Below are 21,718 nucleotides of genomic sequence, written 5' to 3'. Positions count from 1 at the left end.
ATCCTGCCGTCCCGGCCGCCGCTCCCGCCGCCGACTCTCCGACACCCGGCACGACGCGGCCCGGTGGACTCCACTCGAGTCCACCGGGCCGCGGTCAGCCGACGGGTGTCAGTTGACGACGAAGAGCAGCCGGTTCGGCGAGCCCGTGCCCGGGTTGGTCACCTTGCCGGTGGTGGCGTTGCTGGTCAGGTAGCTGGCCACCTGCGCCGGGGTGTAGGACGGGTTCGCCGACAGCACCAGCGCCGCCGCGCCCGCCACGTGCGGCGACGCCATCGAGGTGCCGCTGATGGTGTTGGTCGAGGTGTCGCTGGTACGCCACGCCGAGGTGATCGACGAGCCCGGCGCGAAGATGTCCACGCAGGTGCCGTAGTTGGAGAAGGACGACCGCGCGTCGCTGCTGGTGGTGGAGCCCACCGTGATCGCCGAGGCGACCCGGGCCGGCGAGGAGTTGCAGGCGTTGGCGCTGGAGTTGCCGGCCGCCAGCGCGTACGTGATGCCGGAGCTGATCGAGTTGGCCACCGCGTTGTCCAGCGTGGTGCTGACACCGCCGCCGAGGCTCATGTTCGCCACCGCCGGCTTGACCGCGTTCGAGGTGACCCAGTTGACGCCGTTGACCACGCCGGCGGTGCTGCCGCTGCCGGAGCAGTTGAGCACCTTGACCGCGATCAGGCGGACGCCCTTGGCCACGCCGTAGGTGCTGCCGCCGACCGTGCCGGCGACGTGCGTGCCGTGGCCGTTGCAGTCGGTGTTGTTGCTGTCCACCGTGTTGGTGCCCCAGGTGGCCCGGCCGCCGAACTGGCTGTGCGTGGTCCGGATGCCGGTGTCGATGATGTACGCGCGCACGTTGGTGGCGGTGTTCGGGTAGGTGTAGGTGCTGTTGAGCGGCAGGCTGCGCTGGTCGATGCGGTCCAGCCCCCAGGTGGCGCCGGTCTGGGTGCCCTGGACGGTCACCCGGCGGTCCTGCTCGACGTACGCGACGGCCGGGTCGGCGGCCAGCCGGCGCGCCTGCCCGATGCTCATCTTCGCGTTGTAGCCGGTGAGCGCGGCGCTCCACACCGTGGCGACACTGCCGCCGTAGCGCTTCGCCAGGCCGGCGGCCCGCTCCGGCACGGCGGTACGCGCGGTGCGGCTGTTCGCGGCGCCGACCGCGTCGCCCTTGAGCACGACCAGGTAGCTGCCGCTGACGGCGTCGGCGGCGCCGGCGAACCGGACCTGACCGGTCGGCGCGGCGAGGGCCGGGGTGGCGGCAGCGGCGGTGAGGGCCGCGGCGGCGGCCGTGACGGCGAGCGCGTGCAGCACGCGACGCCGGGGAACGGACACGTCGGGCATCGTCTGGCTCCCTACCGGGCGGGCCGGTTCGTGGCCGGCGGGCCGCCCATCGACTGATGTTGACGGGAATGCTAACCACACATCGATGCCCATGAAAGAGATAGTTGCCGGGTAATACCGTCTACCGGCCGGATCCGGCGGGTGCGCGTCGCGCCGCGCGGCGGTCGGGGCAGGATGGCCACGTGGACCGTCACGACATGCTGCTCTCCCCCGCCGGGGTCGACGCGCTGCGCACCGCGCTGACGCTCGCCGACTTCACCGCCAACGGCATCGCCGGGCGGCTCGGCTCGCAGGCCACCGGCGGCGTCGCCCGCAACGACTACCGGGCCGCGCTGCGCGCCACCGAGGACCGCGACCGGCTGGGCACGCTGATCCGGGTGTTCATCTGCGACCGCACCGAGCCGGAGCCGGTGGTGGCCGCCGCGTTGGCGCCGCTGACCGTGGACGAGGCGCTCGCCGGGGGCATCGTCGAGCGGCACGGCGACGGCCTGCGCGCCGGCGTCGACCTGGAGCCGTACGCCGACGACTGGTGGGTGCTCGCCGACGTGCCGGCCAGCGCCCGACCCGGCCGGCCGCTGCACGCCGAGCACGTGCTGGGCATCGGCGGGGCCACCCAGACGCTGATCGGCGCCGCCGTCCGCCGCCCGGTGGAGACCGCGCTGGACCTCGGCACCGGCTCCGGCGTGCAGGCGCTGCACCTGGGCACCCACGCCCGCCGGGTCACCGCCACCGACGTCTCGGAGCGGGCGCTGCGCTTCGCCGCCACCACCGCCGCGCTCAACGACCAGGACTGGGAGCTGCTCCGCGGCGACCTGGTCGCCCCGGTCGCCGGGCGCCGCTTCGACCTGGTGGTCAGCAACCCGCCGTTCGTGGTCGGCCCCGGCACCACCACCCACGTCTACCGCGACTCCGGGCGGGTCGGCGACGCGATCGGCGCCGAGCTGGCCGCCGCCGCGCCGGACCTGCTCACCGACGGCGGCACCATGCAGTACCTGGCGAACTGGGTGCACGTCACCGGCGAGGACTGGGCCGAGCGGGTCACCGGCTGGTTCGCCGGCACCGGGCTGGACGCCTGGGTCATCCAGCGCGAGGTGGCCGACCCGATGGCGTACGTGAACCTGTGGCTCACCGACGTCGGGGAGAGCGCCGACCCGCAGCGGATGGAAGCCTGGCTGGACTGGTTCGACGCGCACCAGGTGGAGGCGATCGGTTTCGGCCTCGTGTCGCTGCGCCGGGCCGGCCACGAGCAGCCGATCGTCCGGGTCGAGGACCTGCGCCAGCGGGTCGAACCGCCGCTCGGCGACCGGATCGCCGAATGGTTCGACAGGCAGGACTGGCTGCGTGCCCGGGACACCGACGGGCTGCTCGCCGCCCGCTACCGCGCCGCCGACGGGCTCCAGCTCCGCCAGGAGGCCACCATGGGCGACGACGGCTGGGCGGTGGACCGGCAGGTCCTCGCCGCGCCGCGCGGGCTGCGCTGGTCCGAGGAGATCGACCCGCTGGTGCTCGCCCTGGTCGGCGGCGCGGACGGCCGGCTGCCGCTGCGCGACCAGCTCGCCCTGCTCGCCGCCGCGCACGACGTGGCCCCGGACGAGCTGGCCGAGGCGGCCGGCCCGATCGTGGCGCACCTGGTCGAACGCGGTCTCGTCGAGCCGGTGACGGACTGATGCGGGCACTGGTGCAGACCGTCGCCCGGGCCTCCGTCACGGTCGACGGCGCGGTGGTCGGCGAGATCACCGACGGGCTGCTGGTGCTGGTCGGCGTCACCCACGCCGACACCCGGCAGGTGGCCGCCACCATGGCCCGCAAGCTGCACGAGCTGCGCATCCTGGACGACGAGCGCAGCGCCGCGGACACCGGGGCGCCGCTGCTCGTGGTCAGTCAGTTCACGCTCTACGGCGACGCCCGCAAGGGCCGGCGGCCGAGCTGGACCGCCGCCGCCCCGGCGGACGTCGCCGAGCCGCTCGTCGACGCCGTGGTCGAGGAGCTGCGCGCCCGCGGCGCGACGGTGGCGACCGGTCGGTTCCGCACCCACATGCTGGTGGAGAGCGTCAACGTCGGCCCCCGCTCGCTCCTGCTGGACCTGTGAGCGCCCGCGTCGCAGCCTAGAAGAACAGGCCGCGCCGGGACAACGACTGGCGGAGCCAGCCGTCGAGCTGGGCGGCCCAGTCGGTGCGGTCCGCCGTGGCGTGGTCCACGGTGAACCGGCCGAACGCGTCCCGGCCCTCGGTGAACAGGCCGCCCCGCTTGTCCATCTCCAGCACCACCTGCACCTGCTGCGGGTCGGTGACGAAGGTGACCTCGAGCTGGTTCATCGCCCCGGCGTACTGCGGCGCCGGATAGAACTCGATCTCCTGGTAGAACGGCAACTGCTGGCGTACGCCGTAGATGTGGCCCCGCTCGACGTCGGCGCGGGCGAACCGGAAGCCCAGCCGCAGCAGCGCCTCCAGCAACCGCTCCTGGGCCGGCAGCGGGTGCACCGCGACCGCGTCCAGGTCACCGGAGTCCACCGCCCGGGCCACCTCCAGCTCGGTCCGCAGCCCCATGGTCATGCCGTGCAGGTGCTGGCCGTACAGGTCGGTGAGCGGCGTCTCCCAGGGCACCTGGAAGCGGAACGGCACGTCGTGGCGCTGCCCCGGCGCCAGCTGGAACGCGCCGGTGAGCTGGAGCCGGCCGAACTCCTGGTTGGTGTTGTACTCCGAGTCGCCGCTCTCCACCTCCACCCGGGTGAGCAGGCCGAGCGAGATCCAGCTCACGTCCACCGGATGGTCGCCGCCGACCACCTGGACCCGGCCCTCCAGCTGACCGCCGGGACGGCAGTTCGGGTTGGCCAGCACCGTCTGCACCGACGGCCCGCCCACCCCCATCGCCTGCATGAGCCGCTTGAAGACCACCTGAGTTCTCCGATCGCCGGTTCGTCCCCGGCCCTGCCGGCCGGTTCGCTGGCACGGTAGCCGGACGGGACAAGCGACACCCCACGTTCCCCCCGGATTCGTGTCGGGTCCCCGATCGCCTCACTCCCGTCTCACGCCCCGGTTGCGAAGCTGTTTGTCACCGGCCCCCACCGCGCCGGCGGCACGGGCCGGTACGGCACGTAGGACACGGGGAGAGACAGAGATGACCCAGCAGATGATCGAGCACCAGGACATGGACGTCACCCTCACGGACCTGGACGCCACCGACGACCGCGGCGTCTCCACCGACCTGGTCCGGGCCTACCTGAACGGCATCGGCCGCACCAAGCTGCTCACCGCGGCGCAGGAGGTCGAGCTGAGCAGGCGGATCGAGGCCGGCCTCTTCGCCGAGGAGAAGCTCACCACCTGCACGCCGGTCTCCGCCGAGCTGCGCGCGGACCTGGCGCTGGTCGCGGCCGAGGGACGCGCCGCCAAGGACCACCTGCTGGAGGCGAACCTCCGCCTGGTGGTGAGCATCGCCAAGCGCTACACCGGGCGCGGGATGGCCTTCCTCGACCTGATCCAGGAGGGCAACCTCGGCCTCATCCGCGCGGTCGAGAAGTTCGACTACACCAAGGGCTTCAAGTTCTCCACGTACGCCACCTGGTGGATCCGTCAGGCCATCACCCGCGCGATGGCCGACCAGGCCCGCACCATCCGCATCCCGGTGCACATGGTCGAGCAGGTCAACCGGATGGTCCGGGTGCGTCGCGAGCTGTCCGTGACGCTGGGTCGCGAGCCCACCGTCGCCGAGGTCGCCACCGCGCTGGAGGTCCCGGAGTACCAGGTGATCGAGCTGATCTCGTTCGACCGGGAGCCGGTGAGCCTGGACCAGGCGGTCGGCGAGGACGGCGAGAGCGCGCTCGGCGACTTCGTCGCCGCGGTCGACCCGCGTACCGAGCCGGGCGACGCCGCCGCCAACGGCGAGCTGCGCAACGAGGTCCGGATCGTGCTGGCCACCCTCTCCCAGCGGGAGCAGGCCGTGATCCGGCTGCGCTTCGGCCTGGACGACGGCCGGCAGCGCACCCTGGACGAGGTGGGCCGCGAGTTCGGGCTGTCCCGGGAGCGGATCCGGCAGATCGAGAAGGTGACGCTGCTCAAGCTGCGCGACCCGGAGCGGGCGCACCGGCTGGAGGCGTACGCCTGCTGACCCGAGCACCAAGCCCCGACAGGCCCCGGCGGTTCGCCGGGGCCTGTCGCGCGTGATCCCCGGTGAGAAGGGGCCCCTTCGCTACCGGAGGCGTTAACCGGGGCCCGTCCTTACAGGCGGCGGGGGCCGGTGTCGGGACGCGGTGCATCCGTGCCGGTGCGGATGGTGGCGTGCAGCACGGAGATGCCGTCCGGACGGGCCAGCACCGGGTTGAGCCGCAGCGCCCGCAACCGGGGCTGTTCGTCGGCCAGCCGCCCGACCCGCAGCAGCAGGTCGACGAGCGCCGCCCGGTCCACCGGGGCGGCGCCCCGGTGCCCGTGCAGCAGCGGCGCGGCGCGCGGCTCGTCGACCAGCTCGGCGGCGTCCCGGTCGGTCAGCGGCACCGCCCGCCAGGCCCGGTCGCCGAGCAGCTCGGTCGCCACCCCGCCCAACCCGAACCCGACCACCGGGCCGAACGCCGGATCCTCCACCAGCTCCACCACGCACGCCACGCCCGGCGGCACCATCGGCTGCACCAGCACCTCCGCGCCGAACCCCGACGCCATCTCGGCGTACGCGCGGCGCACCGCCCCGGCGTCGGCCAGGTCGAGCCGGACCGCGCCCAGGTCCAGGCGGTGGCGCAGCCCGGGGGCAGCCGCCTTGAGCGCCACCGGCCAGCCGAGCCGCTCCCCCGCCGCCACCGCCTCCTCGGCCGAACCGGCCGGCACGGACGCCACCACGTCGATCCCGTACGCGGCGAGCAGCGCCGCCGGATCCGCCCCGTCCGGGCCCCACGCCGCCTGCCCGGCCGCCCGGTCGACCCGGGCCAGCTCGGGCAGCACGCCCGGCGGCCGACGCAGCCAGTCCGCGTACCGGGCGACCCGGGCCAGCGCCCGCACCGCCTCCTCCACGCTCGGGTACGTCGGCACCCCGGTCGGCGCCTGCCCGGCGAGGAACGTCGCCACCACCGGCTTGCCGGTGGCCCGCGCGTCCGGCAGCGCCGCCGCGAAGTCCGCCTCCGGATCGGTGAGCTGACCGGGCAGCGGCGGCGCGAACACCGCCACCACGGCGTCCACCCGGTCGTCCGCCGCCGCGGCGGCGAGCGCGGCGGCGTACGCGGCGGCGCCGCCGGTCGGCCCGACGTCGTGCGGGTACCCGTCGACGACGGTCAGCCCCTGCCCCGCGCCGGCGGTCGCGGCCAACCCGGTCAACGCCGACGAGTTGCCGACCACGGCGACCCGCCGGCCGGCCGGCAGCGGCTGGTGGGCCAGCAGCACACCCACGTCGAGCAGCTCCGCGACCGTGTCCACCCGGAGCACGCCGGACTGCGCGAACAGCGCGCTCACCGCGGCGGCGTCCAGCGCCGGCGCCTCGCCCACCCCGGGCGACCGGGCGAGCGACGCCAGCGCCACCACCGGCTTGCTCCGGCCGATGTGCCGGGCCAACCGGGCGAACTTGCGCGGATTGCCGAACGTCTCCAGGTAGAGCGTGATCACGTCGGTGCCCGGGTCGTCCTGCCAGTACTGCAACAGGTCGTTGCCGGACACGTCGGCCCGGTTGCCGGCCGAGACGAAACTCGACACCCCGAGCCCGCGCCGGGACGCCTCGGCCAGCAACGCCACCCCGAACGCGCCGGACTGGCTGAACACGCCCACCCGCCCGGGCGCCGGCAGCGCCGGCGCGAGCGTGGCGTTCATGCGTACCGCCGGGTCGGTGTTGGCGACGCCGAGACAGTTCGGGCCGACCACCCGCATGCCGGCCAGGTGCGCGGCCCGGACCAGGGCCCGCTGCGCCGCCGCCCCGGCCGGGCCGGCCTCGGCGAACCCGGCCGAGATCACCACCAGCCCGTGCGCGCCCGCGTGGGCGGCGTCCCGCACCACGTCGTGCACCGCGTCCGGCGCGACCACCACCACGGCCAGGTCGACGTCGAGCCCGGCGTCGGCCGCCGACCGGTACGCCGGCAGCCCGGCCACCGTCGCCGCGCTCGGGTGCACCGGCACGAGCGCGCCGGTGAACCCGCCGTCCCGCAGGTGCCCGAGCAGCGCCGCGCCGACGCCCTGGCCGGTGGTGCTGGCGCCGTAGACGGCGATGCCGCGCGGGGCGAGCAGCCGGGCGATGGACCGCGCCTCGGTGCGGTGCTCCCGGCCACGCTGCACCGCCAGCGTCGCCTCGGTCGCCGCGATCGGGAAGCTCAGGTGCACCACGCCGTCGGCGTACTGGCGCTGCACCTGGTAACCGAAGTCGGCGAAGACCCGCAGCATCGTCCCGTTCGCCGGCAGCACCTCGGCGACGAAGTGCCCGATGCCGTGCCGGCCGGCCGCGTCCGCGAGGTGCTCCAGCAGCACCGAGCCGATGCCCCGCCCCTGGTAGGCGTCCTCCACCACGAACGCCACCTCGGCCTCCGGCGAGGCGGGACCGAGCCGCTCGTACCGGCCGACGGCCACGATCCGCTCGCCGGCCAGCACCACGAACGCCTCCCGGTCGCGGTGGTCCACCGTGACGAACCGCTTCAGGTCCCGCTCCGGGATGCGCGGATACGGCGAGAAGTACCGCAGGTAGCGGGTGCGCTCGGAGAAGCGGGCGTGCATCGCCACGATCGCCGCCGCGTCGTCCGGGCGGATCTGTCGCAGCTGGACGGTCGTGCCGTCGCTGAGCAGCACATCCACCGGTTGGTCGACTGTGGTCACCGGTCGGTCCTCCCCACCGCCGCTCAGTCGCGCGGATCGTGCGGGTCGAGCCCGAGCAGTGGGAAGACGGCCTTGCGGGTGGCCGCGACCGCCCGGTCCACCGCGTTCGGCTCGCCGCTGGGCTGCCAGGGCTGGTACTCCGGATCGACGTCGTCGGTCATCCGCAGCGGGATGTCGTGCCCGGGCCGCCGGCGCGCGGCCAGCTCCCGCCAGCCCGGCGGGGTGAGCGTGGCCGGGTCCAGCGGCTCACCGGTGGCCACCGCGAGCAGGTGCGTCCAGGCCCGGGGCACCACCTCGACAAGCGCGTACCCGCCGCCGCCGGTGGCCACCCAGCGGCCCTCGCACAGCTCGTCGGCGAGCGTCCGCAACGCCCGGTAGGTGGCCCGCTGCCCGTCCACCGACAGGTGCAGGTCGGCCAGCGGGTCGGCCCGGTGCCCGTCCGCGCCGCACTGGGTGACGAGCACCTGCGGCCGGAACGCGCGCAGCACCGACGGCACCACCGCGTGGAACGCGCGCTGCCAGCCGGCGTCACCGACCCCCGGCGGCAACGGCACGTTGACCGCGCTGCCCTCCGCGCCGGGCCCGCCGGTCTCGTCCGGGAAACCGGTGCCGGGAAAGAGCGCCAACGGGGTCTCGTGCAGGCTGACCGTGAGCACCCGCGGGTCCCGGTAGAAGATCTCCTGCACCCCGTCGCCGTGGTGCACGTCCACGTCGACGTACGCGATCCGTTCCGCGCCCAGGTCGAGCAGGCGGGCGATGGCCACCGCCGGATCGTTGTAGACGCAGAAGCCGGCCGCCCGGGCCGGCATGGCGTGGTGCAGGCCGCCGGCCACGTTCACCGCGCGCCGCGCCTCGCCCCGCCAGACCGCCTCGGCGGCGGCCACGGTGGCGCCGGCGATCAACGCGCTGGACTCGTGCATCCCGTCGAAGACCGGATTGTCCGAGGTGCCGAGCCCGAACCCGGCGAAGAGCGGGTCACCCGGTGCGGCCCGGACGGCGTCCAGATAGGCCGGATCGTGCACCCGGGTGAGCAGCGCGTCGTCGGCCGGCTCCGGCCTGACCAGGCGCACGCCCGGTCGGTCGAGCACGCCCAACTCCCGGGCGAGCGCCATGGTCAGCTCGACGCGGACCGGGTCGAGGGGGTGGTCCCCCATGTCGTAGGCGAGGAGGGCGGAGTCCCACACCACCACCGTGTCGTCGGCCATGCGGCCATCGTCGCACGTGCGCGCGGACGAGCCCATCAACTGCGCACTCATCGACCGGCGGCGCCACCGGTCGCCACCGGACGGTCCGGGTCGGCCACCCACTCGCTCCACGAGCCCACGTACAGCGCCGCGTCCGGCCGGCCGGCCAGGTGCAGCGCCAGCACCGCCTGCGCGGCGGTCACCCCGGAGCCGCAGTACGCCCCGACCGGCGCGTCCCCGCGCACCCCCGCCTCGGCGAACCGGGCGCGCAGCGCCTCCGCGGCCGGGAACCGGCCCTGGGTCACGTACTCCGGGGCGGGCAGGTTCACCGCGCCCGGAACGTGCCCGGCGACGGGATCCACCGGCTCGTTCTCGCCCCGGTAGCGCGGCGCGGCCCGCACGTCGAGCAGCACCGCGTCCTCGGCGGCGGCGAGCCGGGCGGCCTGCCCGGCGTCGAGCACCGGCAACGCGCCCGGGGTGACCGTCACGTCGCCGGGCGCGGGCTCGGGCGTCGCGGTGTCCACCGGCAGGCCGGCGGCGACCCAGGCCGGGAAGCCGCCGTGCAGCACCCGCACCGGCCGGTGCCCCGCCCAGCGCAGCGTCCACCAGGCCCGGGCGGCGGACATCCCGTCGCCGCCGTCGTACACCACCACGGGGTGACCGGCGCGGACGCCGGCCGCCCGGAGCGCGGCCTGCAAGGCGGCGGGGTCGGGCAGCGGGTGCCGCCCGGCGGCGCCCGGGCGCCCGCACAGCTCGGTGTCCAGGTCGACGAAGACGGCGCCGGGCAGGTGGCCGGCGGCGTGGTCGTCGCGGCCGGGCGGGCCGGTCAGCCGCCAGCGGACGTCGAGCAGGACGGGCGGGTCGGCGCGGGCGAGTTCGGCGGCGAGCCGGTCCGGCTCGACCAGCAACTCTGCGGTTCCGGACATGCGACCCAGTCAACACCATCCGGCGCCGATCCGACCCGCAGCGCCGTCCCCGGGCGGGGGCCGGCGGTGGTGTTGGCAGCTCAGGGGCGGCTCGTGAGACACTGGAGATTCCGGTTCGTTCCTCGCTTACGGGTGATAAAGATAAACGCTCACTCACTGGTCGATACGACCGAAATGTACCTGCGCACCATCCTCGAGCTGGAGGAAGAGGGTGTGCCGCCGCTGCGCGCCCGCATCGCCGAGCGGCTGCGGCAGAGCGGCCCGACCGTCAGCCAGACCGTCGCCCGGATGGAGCGCGACGGCCTGCTCACCGTCGAGGGCGACCGGCACCTGGCCCTCACCGAGCTGGGCCGCGGCACCGCGGTCTCGGTGATGCGCAAGCACCGGTTGGCCGAGCTGTTGCTGGTCAACGTGATCGGGATGCCCTACGAGGAGGCCCACGAGGAGGCCTGCCGCTGGGAGCACGTGATGAGCGACGCGGTGGAGAAGCGGGTCTACGACCTGCTCAACCGCCCGACCCGGTCGCCGTACGGCAACCCGATCCCCGGGCTGGAGGAGCTGGGCGACCCCGGCCAGCCGCCGGCCGAGACCGTCGAGAGCGAGCGGAACCTGGCCTTCCCGGGCCTGTCCGGCTCGGTGGTGGTGCGGCGGATCTGCGAGAGCGTGCAGACCGACGCGGACGTGCTCCGGCAGTTGCACGCGGCAGGTGTCGACCCGGGCGCGACCGTCACCGTGGCGCAGGAGCGCGACGGTGTCTCCATCGACCGTTCCGGCGACCGGGTGCGGCTGCCCCGCGAGGTGGCCTCCCGCGTCTTCGTCGCGGCCCGCTGACCGGCCTGGTCACCGCCCGCTGACCGGCCGGTTCGCGGCCCACCGACCCGCCCGCCGGGCTCACAACTGCCGGGTGTCGATCACCTTGGCCAGCGCGACCAGCTTTCCGGTCGCCTGCGCCACCTCCGCCGCGGCGGTGCCCTCGGGGCTGGTCCAGCGCAGGCTGGCGAGCCGGTCCTCGGCGGCCAGCCAGCCCACCTCCGCGGCCGGTCCGGTGTGCGCGGTCCTCGGCAGCGTCCGCCGGTAAGCGATCTTGCCGAGCTTGGTGACCTTCGTCGCCCCGCTCGGCTGCACGTCGGCGGTGAATGTGGCCGCGTCGATCGACGTGTCCGTCACCGCGAGCGTCAGCTCCGGCAGCACCGCGCCCTGGGCACGGACCACGCAGGTGTGCGTGTCGCCCTGGTCGGTGGCGGCGGCCACGTCGAACGTGCCGCCGGTGTGCTCGGCGATCACCCCGAAGTCGAGCAGCCGGCACGCCCCGCCGGAGGAGGCCGCGGCGACCTCGACCGCCGGTGGCGGGGGCGCCGGCACGGCCACCGGGGACCTGTCGTCGGCGCAGCCGGCGGCGAGCAGGACGGCCGAGGCGGCCAGCCAGGTACTACGGGCGCGCACGGGAAGACCTCCGCGGTCGGCGGCGGGGCCGGCCCGCCGGAGTTCCGTCGGACACCGTACGGCCCGCCCGGCGGGCAGGGAAGCCCGGTCACGTGCCCTTGCGCAGGATCCGCGTCACGACCTCCCCGTCGTCGGGCGTGAAGCGCCCGTCGACCGGATGCCCCAGGGCGCCCGCCAGCGCCGACGCGTGCAGGTCGACGGTGGCCTCGACGAGCTGCGCGAGATTCCCCATCGACATCCGACCGCGCCACCATCCCACCGCCCACACGCCGGCGCCCACCACGGCCGCCGGCCACCACCGCAGACCGAGGAGGAGATAGAGACCGCCCCAACCGGCCAGCCGGCCGGCGGCGGCGAACTCGGCCTGCGCCCGGGCGAGGGCGCCCCGGACCTCGTCCGGCACGGTCAGCCAGAGCCGGGGCCACACGGAGGCGAGATCCAGGTCGTACGCGATCCGCACCCGCTCGTCCACCGCGTGCATCCGGTCACCCATCCAGGTGGGCAGCCGCGGCTCGACCATCGAGATCCGGTCGCGGGCGGCGGCCAGCGCCGCGGTGTCCGGCACCTCCGGCGGCGGATCCGCGGGGCGCACGCCGCGCAGGATCAGGGCCTTCTCGATCAGCGCCTGCTCGTACCGGGTGACCACGCGCCACCACCGGCGGCGGCGCCGGCGCACGAAGGGCCGCCCGACCGGGCCCCAGGTGGCGGTCCAGGCGTAGGTCACCGTCTGTCCCAATCCCTGCGCGAGCGCGGCGGCGGCCACCGCGCCGGTCACCACCGCGACGGCGAGGAGCGCAACCGCGCCGTTGCCGCGCCTGGCGGCCGACTCACCGAGCTGGTCGACGGTGGCGGCCAGCATGTCGACGTCCGACCACCGGCCGTGCCCGAGTCGGCCGGCCACCGCCACCGCGCCGACGAAGACCATCCCGGGCAACAGGAGAGCCTGCAGCCACCGTTCGGCGAGCTTTCCCCCGAGTGAGGTGACGAACGCCGTCATCGGTCCAACCGGAACAGCAGGAGCGGACGCGCCCAGACCGCGCACGACGGCGGGGCGGTGGCCCCGGGACGCCGGATCTCCGTCCGGTCACACAGGTTCCCCGGGCAGACGTACACCTCTTCGAGCGGTCGACCGGTGCCGATGGCGGGCAGGCCGGTGAACCCGTCCGGCGCGACCTCCCCGCCGCGTGCGGCGCCGAGCACCCCGGTCAGGCCGTGCCGACGCAGGAGATCCGCCACCTCGTCCAGCGCCACCCGGACCGCTTCCTCGGTGGCGTCGTCGGCGCGTAACCGGGCCAGGACCGGCTCCGCCGCCGCACCGGTGAGGTCGACGAGGTCGGCGACGTCGACCATGTCCGCGCAGACGCGGCCCACGTCCGCGGCCGTCGGGTCGCTGATCCGGCGACCTGGTGGCCGCTGCGCGTGGCTCATCCGCATCCGTTCCCGTCCCGCCGCAGGTGGGTCGACCGCCCCGTCTGATCACCGCGGGGCGTACGACAGAACCGACAGTAGTGCTCGGGGCCAACAGCTGCGACGATCGACATCGGTGAGTCGCGACCGTCAACGGGGAGTGGCATGGCATCCGACCACGATCTGGTGGCCGCGCGTCTGTGGGAGGGGGTCCGCCTGCTCCAGGCGTACCTGAACGACCATGATCCCGGCCGGCTGGACCGCGCCGAGTCGCTGCTGCGCTGGGTCCTGCGACACGGGTCCCGCGAGTCCCGCCCGGGCGTCGCGCAGAACCTCGCGGTCGTCGCCGCGCTCAGGTGGGAGAACGATCGGCGGCGACGCCACCTGGACGAGGCGGTCGACCTGCTCCGGTTCGCGCTCGCCGCCACCGACGAGCCGGGCCTCGAATCGCTGTGCCGCTACCAGCTCGCCACGACCCTGCGGCGGTACGACGGCCCGGACGAGTTGGACGAGTCGATCGACCTCTTCCGTCGGCTCGTGCGATCCCCCACCGACGGGCAACCCGACCTTGACCATCTCGTCGGTGCCGCGGAGGCTCTCCAGGACCGCTACCGGTCCGACCGGCGGCGGTCCACCGACCTGGCCGAGGCCATCGACCTGTACGGGCGGGTGCTCGCCGTGGCCGCGCCGGAGCACCCGCGCCGGGCCGCCTGGCTGCGTACCTGGTCGGACGGGCTGGCGATCCGGTGGGAGGCCGAGGGCTCCGAGACGCTGGTCGACGAGACGGTGGAGGCATGGCGGGCGATGCTCGACCTGCACCCCGCGGGCGTCCCCGACCACGCCTTCTGTCAGTTCGGCCTGGGTGAGACCCTGCTGCGGCGGTTTCGGCTCGGCCACGACCCGGTGGACCTGGAGGAGGCCGTGGTCCTGCTTTACCAGGCCGCCCGGGCGACCACGGCGGATGACGGGGACGCCGTGCCGATCAGGGTGGTGGTGTCCGAGGCGCTGATGGCCCGGGCCCACCTGACCGGCGACACCACGAACCTCGACGCCGCGTCGGCCGTGCTGGAGGCCACCGACGCGGTCGACGATCCCGACCACCCCCACCACGTCGCCGTACTGCTCCAGTCGGCCGGGGCGCGGCTGCTGGCGTACCAGCTCGGGGGCGCTCTCCCGGCCCTGGACGAGGCGATCGGCTACGGACGACGGGCCCTCGCGGCGGCCGGGGACCACGACACCATGAACCTGACGGCCGCCGGCGGACGGCTCGCCGAGGCGCTGCGGCACCGTTACGAGGTGACCGGCACTCCCGCCGACCTGGACGAGGCGATCGACGCGCTGCGCGCGGTGCTGACCCGGCCCCCCGACGGCAACCGCACGGCGGCGGTGGCCCAGCTCTCGGTCTGCCTGCTCACCCGGGCCGAGACCACCCGGCACACCGCGGACTGCGAGTACGCGGTCGAACTTCTCCGTGACGAGTTGGCCCGCCTGGACCGGGGCACGACGCCGAACCACCACCGGCGGCTGACCCTGCGCCATCTCGGTGCCGCCCTGACGCAGCTCTACCACCGTCGGCACGAGCCGGAGCTCCTGACCCAAGCCGCCGAGGCATACCTGGCCATTCCGGCGGACGTCGACGAGGGGCATCCCGACTCGATCGCGGCCGTCGTCGACGCGGCCGACCTGGCCCAGATCATCCACCGGGAGACCGGTGACGTGGATTCTCTGGACCTGGCCGTCAGCCTCCTCCGGCGCGTGCTCACCCTCGCCGGGCGGACCGACCCGCAGCGCCGGGTGCTCGTCGACAAGCTCGGCTACGCGCTGCGCAAGCGCTACGACGCCCGAGGCGAACCCGCCGACCTGCACGAGTGCATCGAGCTGATGCGGGAGGCGACGGCCCTGTTCCCGGCCCGGCATCCCGGTCAGATGGCGTCCCGGTTCTCGCTCGTGCAGGCGCTGCGCGCCGAGCACCTGCGCACCGGCGAGCCGGGCCCGTTGCGGGAGGCGGAACGGGTGGCGACTGTCGCCACCGGCGTCCAGGCGGCACCGGTTTCCCGGCGGGTCGAGGCACAGGCGGCGCTCGGCTACGTACGCGCCTCACTCGGCCGTTGGGACGCGGCGACCGACGCGCTGGCCACGGCGGTGGCCTTGCTGCCCCGGCTCGCCTCCCGCGACCGCCTGCGGATCGACCAACACCACGACCTGGCCGAGACGGCCGGGGTCGCCGGCGTGGCCGCCGCGCTCGCGCTCACCGCCGGGCAGCCGGAGCGCGCCCTCGAACTCCTGGAGCAGGCACGCGGGGTGCTGCTGGGTCGACGTCTCGCCGCCCGGGGCGGCCTGGCGGCGTTGTGGCTCGCCGATCCCGACCTGGCCCGGGAGTACGTGCGGCTACGCCGGGAGATGGACGCCCCGGAGCCGGGCGGGCGGGGCGCGGACCTCGGCGCGGACGACGGTGGCCGGGATCGGGAGGCGGAGTGGACGGCGTTGCTGCGGCGGGTCCGCGCGCTGCCCGGCCTGGCGGACTTCCTGCGCCCGGCCACCGCCGCCGAGCTGCTGGCCGGGGTCGGCGAGGAGCCCGTGGTGGTGATCACGCCGAGCCTGTACCGCTGTGACGCGCTCGTCCTGCGCCGCGGCCGTCTGGCGGTGCTGCCGCTGCCCGAGCTGACCCTGCGGACGGCCACCGAGAACGTCGACCGGCTACGGACGGCGACCGGGCAGGCCCACGACCCCGGCGTACGCGCCCGCGACCGGCTGGCCGCACAGCAGGTCGTGCGGGAGATCCTGGACTGGCTGTGGCAGGTCGCCGTGCGGCCGGTCCTCGACCACCTGGGGCTCGCCGCCGTCGTGGGCGAATCCGCCGTCCGGCCCCGGCTGTGGTGGTGCCCCACCGGCCCGATGGCGTTCTTCCCGCTGCACGCGGCCGAGCCGGCTCCGCCGGCCGGCACGGCACAGGACGGCGCGTTGGATCGGGTGGTCTCCTCCTACACCCCGACGGTCGAGGCGCTCCGCCGGCTGCGTTCGGCCCATCCGGATGACCGGGGCGGGACCCGCACCTACGTGGTGGCCATGCCCGAGACCCCGGGTGGGTTCGCGCCGTTACCCGCCGCGGTGCGGGAGGCGGAGGCGGTCGCCGCCGCCCGGGGAGACGTGGAAATCGACATGGGCGCGGCGGCGACCCGCGAGCGGGTGCTCCGCGGCCTGTCCACCGCCACCCACGTCCATCTCGCCTGCCACGCGCTCGGCGATCCGTACGACCCGTCGACAGGCCGGCTGCTCAGCCACGACCACGCCGAGCATCCGCTGACCGTCGGCGACATCGCCAACCTCGGGCTGGAACACAGCCAGCTCGCGTTCCTGGCCGCCTGCTCCACCGCACGGTCCACCCCGGAACTCGCCGACGAGGCGGTGCACATCACCGGAGCGTTCCAGATCGCCGGCTTCCGGCACGTGATCGGCACGCTGTGGGAGACCGACGACGCCGCCTCGCTCGAGATCGCGCAGCGTTTCTACCCGGCGGCGGCGGGCCGGCCTCCGGCGTACGCCCTGCACGAGGCGGTCCGCGCGCTACGCGACCGGTACCGGCTCAGCCCCACACTGTGGGCCACGCACGTACACGTGGGCCCGTGATCGCGTCCGGGTCCGGGTCCACCGTGGCCGGTCGCGCCCCGGGGCGCCGTCACCGACCGCCGGTCGTCGCGACCAGTGCCCGCACCTGCTGGGTCTGCGGATGCCCGGGCCCGAGGGCCCGCTCGCAGGCGGCGAGGCACTCGCGGGCCTCCCGCCCGGCCCGTGTCCGCTGCCCGTCGGCAACGAGCGCCTCCACCAGCCCGCCCCGGGCCGCGAGCGTCAGCGGATGCTCGGCGCCGAACGTCCGGGTGAAGTCGGGTACGGCGGCGTCCAGCGTTCGTACCGCCTCGCCGGTCCGGCCGTTGCGGCCCAGGGCGTTCGCCAGCCCGTGCCGGGCGTGCAGGGTCACCGGGTCACGCGGGCCGAGCTCCTGCTCGGCGTCGGCCACCACCGCCGTGACGACGCGCAGCGCGTCGCGGACGCGGTCGAGACTCATCAGCAGCGTGGCGTGGTTGCTGCGGGCCTGGAGCGTGACCCGGGCCCGCTGCCCCTCGGCACGGCGGAGCCCGGCCACCACCTCGGTGCACAGCCGCTCGGCCTGGTGCAGGTCGCCCAGCGAGTGCACCGCGCTCATCAGGCTCATCTTGCTGAGCAGGGTGCGCGAGGCGGTGGGTCCCTCCGAACGCACCAGGCTCTCGGTGACCGCACGGTGCGTCCGTTCCGCCTCCTGGAGCCGGCCGAGCCGGTGCAACATCTCCCCCAGGTTGGTGCCGCTGGTGAGCGTGTCGGCGTGGTCGGGGCCGAGGACCCGGCGTCGCCGCTCGTACACCTCCTGTTGCACCTTCGCCGCGTCGGCGTCCCGCCCCAGCGTCTGCAGGGCGAACCCGAGGCTGTGCTGGGTGGCCAGGGTGTCGGGGTGGTTCGGCCCGAGCGACGCCCGCTGCGCGCCGAGGACGGACCGGTACGTCGAGACGGCCTCCGCCACCTCGCCCTGTTTCATCAGGGTCTGCGCGTGGGCGCGCCCGGCCGCGATGGTGCGGGGGTCGGTGTCGCCGTACTCCTCGGCGGCGTAGTGCCGGCGCAGACCCGAACTCATCGTCGGGCCGAGCGTGATCTCGATGATGGGGTGGCCGTCCGGCGCCTTCCGCGACGTGACCGTGAACGGCGCGTCCGGGTCGTCGCCGACACGCCGTGGCCGCTGCTCCGCCGGCTTGCCGGACCGCCACAGCCGCTTCCAGAACCCGCTCATGGACGCATCCTCCGACAGTCTGTGGGTCTCGACGCACCACCATGGTCGCACCCGGGCGCAACCCTGCGTGTCGAGCCGGGCACGCGCCGAACGCGCCTCAGTCGGTCAGGTACGGACAGTGCCGGCAGCCCCGCCCGCAGCACGTGCCGCGTCGGGCCAGGAAGCCGGCGCTGAGCACGAAGAGGCCGGTCTCCGGGTCCGGGTAGCCGGCCTCCCCGGCGGCCAGTGCGGCGGCGTGCGCCGCCAGGATCCGCTCCCGCCCCGGGTGCGCGGGCGGCAGCCGCGACGGGTGCGGCTCGGTCAACGGACGGTCCGCCAGCTCGTCACCCACCACTGGAGTGTAAGGAGGGGCCCCTGGTTAACGCCTCCGGCATAGCGGGGCCCTTCTCACACCTCTCATCCGTGGCGGGCGAACGCCTCGGCGACGGCGCCGGAGTCCGCGCCGGCGGCGAGCAGCAGCCGCAGCAGCACCTTCGCCTTGTACGGGTGGAGCAGCCCGCCGTCGACCAGCCCGCGCCGCCGCAGGTCCCGCTCCGAGCCGACCGCGCCGTAGGTGTCCCGCAGCACCGACCCGGCCCCGGTGCGCGAGGTCAGCACCACCGGCATCCGTCCGGCCAGCGCGCCCAGCGCCGGGGCGAACGCCGGCGGCACGTGCCCCACCCCGAACCCGGCCACCACCAGCCCGTCCCGACCGGCGGCGAGCGCGTCGAGCAGCGCCACGTCGTCGTCCAGCGTGACCGTGTGCAGCGCCACCCGGACGGCGGCCAGCCGGTCGCGACCCACCGCCGGCAGCGGCGCGTGCCGGGGCGGCCGGGTGAGCACGCGTACCCGCCCCTCGATCACGTGCCCGAGCGGCCCGGCGTCCGGCGAGACGAACGTGGCCGTACCGGTGCTGTGGGTCTTGCGGACGAACCGCGCGGCGTGGATCTCGTCGTTCATCGCGACGAGCACGCCGAGGTCCCGCGCGGCCGGCGCGGCGGCGACCCGGACCGCCGCGAGCAGGTTCGCCGGCCCGTCCGGGCCGGCGAGCGTCGGGTTTCGCATCGCGCCGGTGAACACCAGCGGCGCGGCACGCCCCCAGACCAGGTCGGCCAGGAACGCGGTCTCCTCCAGCGTGTCGGTGCCCTGGGTGACCACCACGCCGGTCGCCCCGCCGTCGACCGCCGCAGCCGCCGCGTCCACCAGGTCGAGGATCTGCCGGTACGCGAGCGCGGCGCTGGGCACCGCCTCGACGTCGCGCACGTCGAGCGGGATGTCGGCGAGCCCGGGTACGGCGGCGGTGAGGTCGGCGCCGGTGAGCCGGGTGACCACTCCCCCGGTGCCGGCGCCGGCCATCGCGATGGTCCCGCCGAGGGTGAACAGCGCGACGCTCATCCGCCGGCCCGCCGCGCGAACAGGAACGCCTGGGGTTGGCGCTCCGCGTCGACCGGCTCCCGGACCACCGTGGCGGTCACCGCGAGCCCCGCGGCGGTGAGCTGCGCGGCCAGGCGTTCCGGCGGCAGCCAGTGCACGTCGTACGCCACCGCGTGCCCGTACGCCTGCGCCCGCCGGTCCAGCCGGTCGCCGGCCTTCACCGCGAGCAGCAGGTGGCCGCCCGGGACGAGCGCCCGGTGGAAGCCGGCGAAGACCTCGGGCAGCAGCTCCGGCGGGAGGTGGATGATCGAGTACCAGGCGACGAGCCCGGCCAGGGACGCGTCGGTCGCGACCGGTTCCGTCATCGAGCCGACGTCGAAGCGCAGCTCCGGGTGGGTCCGGCGGGCCACCGCCACCATGCCGGGCGACAGGTCGACGCCGGCCACGTCGAGGCCGAGACGGCGCAGGTGGGCGGTGACCCGGCCGGTGCCGCAGCCGACCTCCAGCACCGGTCGACCCGGCCCCACCATCTCGGCGAACGCGGTCAGCACGGACCGGTCCAGTGGCGGCTCCACCACGTCGGGCAGCAGCCGCGCGTAGTCCTCGGCGACGGTGTCGTAGGCGTCCCGGGTCTCGGCCAGCCAGCGCGGTTCGGCCACCCCGCGACCCTACCGCCCCGCTCCGCCCCACCCCGTCCCTCCACCCCCACGCCCACTTTCCCGGAAAGCGTGGCCATTCCGGCCCGGATGACCACGCTTTCCGGGAAACCGGGCGAACGGGTGGGTGGGTGGGCGGGTGGGCGGGTGGGTGGGTGGACCGGGATGTGGACGGGGGCGGACCGCGAGATCCGGGGTGGCGTGGCGCTGTTACCGTCGCCGCGACCGTCCAAGGAGGACAGATGACGAGATCGGCCGCGACGATCGTGGTCGCCGGCGCGCTGCTGGCCGTTGCCGGCTGCGGCGCCGACGAGACGGCGACGCCTGACGAACTGCGCGACCCCTGCGCGCTGCTCCCGGCCGACCTGCTGACCCGGCTCGCGCCGGGCGCGACGCCCAGCGCCTCGGCGAACCTCGGTGACCGCAGCGGCTCCCGGGAGTGCGCGGTCGACCTGACCAGCGGCACCACCATGCGCGGCGACCTGGTCGTCACCGTGGCCGTCGACGCCGAGGGCATGTACGACGACCGGTGGCGGCGGGACCGGTGCGCCCGGATCGGGAGCGACCTGACCGGCGACGGACCGGGTGACAACTCCTGCGTGGCGGTGCGCCCGTGGGACGGCGGGGAGACCCGGTTCGACGGCTGGGCCTGGCGGGGTGACAGGTACCAGGTGCGCGTCGCGTACCAGGTGGTCGAGCCGAAGACGTTGCCGGCCGGCGCGGAGGCCGACCTGCGTCGCGTGCTCGCCTCGGCGGTCGACTCGCTGCCGGCCTGACGGTCGCGCGGCCCGTCAGCCGAACCAGGTGGCCGCCTGCCCGTGGCCCCGCGTCCAGGCCAGCGGTCGGCCGTCGAGCACGAGCAGGTTGTGGAACCCGCCGTCCGGCGGGTCGGGGACGCCCGCCCCCGGCAGCACGCTCGGGTCCTCGTTGGCGATCCAGTGCCCGGGCAGCGTCCGGACCAGCTCGGTGAAGGCCGTCCGGCGGGCCGGCGGCACCTGGTAGAGCACCGAACTGTGGAAGATCACCAGCGTCGCGCCGGCCGGGGCGCGGGCCGCCAGCGCCGGCAGGTCGTCGACCAGGTCACCGCGGACCAGCAGCGGTGGGTCGGCCCCGGCGACCGCCGCCGCCGCGCGCAGCCGTTGGCGCCGGTGCGCGTGTTCGGGCCAGATCAACGCGTCCAGCCAGGCCAGGTCCGCCGGGTCGGTGACGTCGAGCGGGTTCGTGTCGAGCCCGGCCCGCCACACCACCTCCGGCCGCCGGTCCGGCGGGGCGACACCGGTGAGCGTGCAGTCGAGCGCCGGCTCGCCGTCGCCGATCCGCCGGTCGCCGTAGTGGTACGCGTACCGGTCCGGGTAGAGGCACAGGCCGGCGGAGGCGCCCACCTCCAGCAGCGCCAGCGGCTGCGGCAACGCGGCGAGCACCGGCAGCAGCACCGCGCAGCGGCCGGCCTCGTTGGTCTGCGTGGCGCGGACCCGCATCTGCGCCGCGATCTCCGGCCAGTGCGCCAGCACGTGCGCGCGGAACGCCGCCGGGTCGTCCACCGGGCCGCCACGCAACCGGACCACCCCGAAGAGCAGGTTCGGCTGACGCTTCGCCGGTGGCAACGTGTCGAGCATCGCGAGCAGTTCCGGGTCGCGCGACACGGCCCGCGACAACCGGTCGTACGCCGGGGACACGTCGCGTGCCTCGCGATCGGCGAACAGCCGGTAGGTGTCGGCGGTCCTCATCCCCCGAGCATCGCAGTTCGCCGCGCGACCGGGCTCTGTGACGGTGCCCACTACCTGGTGGGATCGGGCCGGGTGTCGATGAGTCGTCTGCGCTCTCAGCTCGACAG

The 21,718-nt window shown here is 75.2% G+C and carries 19 protein-coding genes; 6 read left to right on the top strand and 13 right to left on the bottom strand.

Going from position 1 to position 21,718, the window contains the following annotated elements:
* Nucleotides 1-108: 108 nt before the first annotated feature.
* The gene (locus ACIA6B_RS22715) at nt 109-1,329 is read right to left on the bottom strand and encodes a S8 family serine peptidase (protein WP_396776076.1); all 1,221 of its coding nucleotides are present in this window, start codon (nt 1,327-1,329) and stop codon (nt 109-111) included.
* Between the two features lie 182 nt (nt 1,330-1,511).
* On the opposite strand from ACIA6B_RS22715, the gene ACIA6B_RS22710 reads away from it, so the two are divergent.
* Nucleotides 1,512-2,996 (top strand): methyltransferase, encoded by a 1,485-nt coding sequence (locus tag ACIA6B_RS22710; RefSeq protein WP_396776073.1) that lies wholly within the window; start codon nt 1,512-1,514, stop codon nt 2,994-2,996.
* Complete coding sequence (dtd, locus tag ACIA6B_RS22705; protein ID WP_281935358.1) at nt 2,996-3,418, top strand: D-aminoacyl-tRNA deacylase; 423 nt, start codon at nt 2,996-2,998, stop codon at nt 3,416-3,418. Before ACIA6B_RS22710 ends, dtd begins: the two co-directional genes overlap by 1 nt.
* Before the next feature lie 16 nt (nt 3,419-3,434).
* Here the strand turns inward: dtd and ACIA6B_RS22700 are convergent, their stop codons facing one another.
* Complete coding sequence (locus tag ACIA6B_RS22700) at nt 3,435-4,223, bottom strand: sporulation protein (RefSeq protein ID WP_396776071.1); 789 nt, start codon at nt 4,221-4,223, stop codon at nt 3,435-3,437.
* 223 nt (nt 4,224-4,446) lie between these two features.
* On the opposite strand from ACIA6B_RS22700, the gene sigB reads away from it, so the two are divergent.
* Nucleotides 4,447-5,433: an RNA polymerase sigma factor SigB gene (sigB, locus tag ACIA6B_RS22695; protein ID WP_396776069.1), complete on the top strand. Its 987-nt coding sequence runs from the start codon at nt 4,447-4,449 to the stop codon at nt 5,431-5,433.
* 110 nt (nt 5,434-5,543) lie between these two features.
* On the opposite strand, the gene ACIA6B_RS22690 is transcribed toward sigB, so the two are convergent.
* The 3 genes from ACIA6B_RS22690 to ACIA6B_RS22680 are packed head-to-tail and all read right to left on the bottom strand — an operon-like array spanning nt 5,544 to nt 10,209.
* Nucleotides 5,544-8,099 (bottom strand): GNAT family N-acetyltransferase, encoded by a 2,556-nt coding sequence (locus ACIA6B_RS22690; RefSeq protein ID WP_396776067.1) that lies wholly within the window; start codon nt 8,097-8,099, stop codon nt 5,544-5,546.
* 23 nt (nt 8,100-8,122) lie between these two features.
* Nucleotides 8,123-9,304 (bottom strand): acetoin utilization protein AcuC, encoded by a 1,182-nt coding sequence (locus ACIA6B_RS22685; RefSeq protein WP_396776065.1) that lies wholly within the window; start codon nt 9,302-9,304, stop codon nt 8,123-8,125.
* Between the two features lie 47 nt (nt 9,305-9,351).
* Entirely contained in the window at nt 9,352-10,209 is an 858-nt protein-coding gene (locus ACIA6B_RS22680; protein WP_396776063.1) for a sulfurtransferase, read from the bottom strand.
* Between the two features lie 132 nt (nt 10,210-10,341).
* Here ACIA6B_RS22680 and ACIA6B_RS22675 point away from each other — a divergent pair, with 132 nt between their 5' ends.
* Nucleotides 10,342-11,040: a metal-dependent transcriptional regulator gene (locus ACIA6B_RS22675; protein WP_396776061.1), complete on the top strand. Its 699-nt coding sequence runs from the start codon at nt 10,342-10,344 to the stop codon at nt 11,038-11,040.
* A gap of 60 nt (nt 11,041-11,100) precedes the next feature.
* Here the strand turns inward: ACIA6B_RS22675 and ACIA6B_RS22670 are convergent, their stop codons facing one another.
* The 3 genes from ACIA6B_RS22670 to ACIA6B_RS22660 all read right to left on the bottom strand — a co-directional run bounded on the left by ACIA6B_RS22670 (nt 11,101) and on the right by ACIA6B_RS22660 (nt 13,080).
* Nucleotides 11,101-11,652 carry a hypothetical protein gene (locus tag ACIA6B_RS22670; protein ID WP_396776059.1) on the bottom strand — a complete coding sequence of 184 codons (552 nt, stop codon included), beginning with the start codon at nt 11,650-11,652 and terminating at the stop codon, nt 11,101-11,103.
* 88 nt (nt 11,653-11,740) lie between these two features.
* Complete coding sequence (locus tag ACIA6B_RS22665; protein WP_396776057.1) at nt 11,741-12,649, bottom strand: hypothetical protein; 909 nt, start codon at nt 12,647-12,649, stop codon at nt 11,741-11,743.
* Nucleotides 12,646-13,080, bottom strand: a complete 435-nt coding sequence (locus ACIA6B_RS22660) for a hypothetical protein (RefSeq protein WP_396776055.1) — start codon at nt 13,078-13,080, stop codon at nt 12,646-12,648. Before ACIA6B_RS22660 ends, ACIA6B_RS22665 begins: the two co-directional genes overlap by 4 nt.
* A 144-nt stretch (nt 13,081-13,224) precedes the next feature.
* On the opposite strand from ACIA6B_RS22660, the gene ACIA6B_RS22655 reads away from it, so the two are divergent.
* Nucleotides 13,225-16,686, top strand: coding sequence for a CHAT domain-containing protein (locus tag ACIA6B_RS22655; RefSeq protein WP_396776054.1), 3,462 nt, complete (start codon nt 13,225-13,227; stop codon nt 16,684-16,686).
* A gap of 49 nt (nt 16,687-16,735) precedes the next feature.
* On the opposite strand, the gene ACIA6B_RS22650 is transcribed toward ACIA6B_RS22655, so the two are convergent.
* From ACIA6B_RS22650 to ACIA6B_RS22635, 4 genes are all read right to left on the bottom strand, one after another.
* Nucleotides 16,736-17,875, bottom strand: a complete 1,140-nt coding sequence (locus ACIA6B_RS22650; RefSeq protein ID WP_396776052.1) for a tetratricopeptide repeat protein — start codon at nt 17,873-17,875, stop codon at nt 16,736-16,738.
* A gap of 97 nt (nt 17,876-17,972) precedes the next feature.
* Nucleotides 17,973-18,206, bottom strand: coding sequence for a DUF5522 domain-containing protein (locus ACIA6B_RS22645; RefSeq protein WP_396776051.1), 234 nt, complete (start codon nt 18,204-18,206; stop codon nt 17,973-17,975).
* Between the two features lie 65 nt (nt 18,207-18,271).
* The gene (locus ACIA6B_RS22640) at nt 18,272-19,249 is read right to left on the bottom strand and encodes an asparaginase (RefSeq protein WP_396776049.1); all 978 of its coding nucleotides are present in this window, start codon (nt 19,247-19,249) and stop codon (nt 18,272-18,274) included.
* Complete coding sequence (locus ACIA6B_RS22635; protein ID WP_396776046.1) at nt 19,246-19,887, bottom strand: class I SAM-dependent DNA methyltransferase; 642 nt, start codon at nt 19,885-19,887, stop codon at nt 19,246-19,248. The genes ACIA6B_RS22640 and ACIA6B_RS22635 overlap by 4 nt, the downstream gene beginning before the upstream one ends.
* Before the next feature lie 239 nt (nt 19,888-20,126).
* Here ACIA6B_RS22635 and ACIA6B_RS22630 point away from each other — a divergent pair, with 239 nt between their 5' ends.
* Nucleotides 20,127-20,660, top strand: coding sequence for a hypothetical protein (locus ACIA6B_RS22630; RefSeq protein ID WP_396776045.1), 534 nt, complete (start codon nt 20,127-20,129; stop codon nt 20,658-20,660).
* Nucleotides 20,661-20,675: 15 nt separating this feature from the next.
* Here ACIA6B_RS22630 and ACIA6B_RS22625 read toward each other — a convergent pair whose 3' ends face one another.
* On the bottom strand, nt 20,676-21,611 hold the full coding sequence (locus ACIA6B_RS22625) for a DUF2332 domain-containing protein (RefSeq protein ID WP_396776043.1): 936 nt from the start codon (nt 21,609-21,611) through the stop codon (nt 20,676-20,678).
* Nucleotides 21,612-21,718: the final 107 nt, after the last annotated feature.

Origin of the sequence: Micromonospora sp. NPDC051141 (assembly GCF_044455765.1) — a bacterium.
In the GTDB taxonomy this organism is placed as follows: Bacteria; Actinomycetota; Actinomycetes; order Mycobacteriales; family Micromonosporaceae; genus Micromonospora.
The sequence above is the reverse complement of the archived record's forward strand: the minus strand, read 5'-3'. Positions and strand labels throughout refer to the sequence as shown.

What these genes read in the sequence shown, in the direction of transcription:
- ACIA6B_RS22715 (WP_396776076.1), bottom strand. Translation starts at nt 1,329, where the DNA reads ATGCCCGACGTGTCCGTTCCCCGGCGTCGCGTGCTGCACGCGCTCGCC.
- dtd (WP_281935358.1), top strand. Translation starts at nt 2,996, where the DNA reads ATGCGGGCACTGGTGCAGACCGTCGCCCGGGCCTCCGTCACGGTCGAC.
- sigB (WP_396776069.1), top strand. Translation starts at nt 4,447, where the DNA reads ATGACCCAGCAGATGATCGAGCACCAGGACATGGACGTCACCCTCACG.
- ACIA6B_RS22685 (WP_396776065.1), bottom strand. Translation starts at nt 9,304, where the DNA reads ATGGCCGACGACACGGTGGTGGTGTGGGACTCCGCCCTCCTCGCCTAC.
- ACIA6B_RS22680 (WP_396776063.1), bottom strand. Translation starts at nt 10,209, where the DNA reads ATGTCCGGAACCGCAGAGTTGCTGGTCGAGCCGGACCGGCTCGCCGCC.
- ACIA6B_RS22665 (WP_396776057.1), bottom strand. Translation starts at nt 12,649, where the DNA reads ATGACGGCGTTCGTCACCTCACTCGGGGGAAAGCTCGCCGAACGGTGG.
- ACIA6B_RS22660 (WP_396776055.1), bottom strand. Translation starts at nt 13,080, where the DNA reads ATGAGCCACGCGCAGCGGCCACCAGGTCGCCGGATCAGCGACCCGACG.
- ACIA6B_RS22655 (WP_396776054.1), top strand. Translation starts at nt 13,225, where the DNA reads ATGGCATCCGACCACGATCTGGTGGCCGCGCGTCTGTGGGAGGGGGTC.
- ACIA6B_RS22650 (WP_396776052.1), bottom strand. Translation starts at nt 17,875, where the DNA reads ATGAGCGGGTTCTGGAAGCGGCTGTGGCGGTCCGGCAAGCCGGCGGAG.
- ACIA6B_RS22640 (WP_396776049.1), bottom strand. Translation starts at nt 19,249, where the DNA reads ATGAGCGTCGCGCTGTTCACCCTCGGCGGGACCATCGCGATGGCCGGC.
- ACIA6B_RS22630 (WP_396776045.1), top strand. Translation starts at nt 20,127, where the DNA reads ATGACGAGATCGGCCGCGACGATCGTGGTCGCCGGCGCGCTGCTGGCC.
- ACIA6B_RS22625 (WP_396776043.1), bottom strand. Translation starts at nt 21,611, where the DNA reads ATGAGGACCGCCGACACCTACCGGCTGTTCGCCGATCGCGAGGCACGC.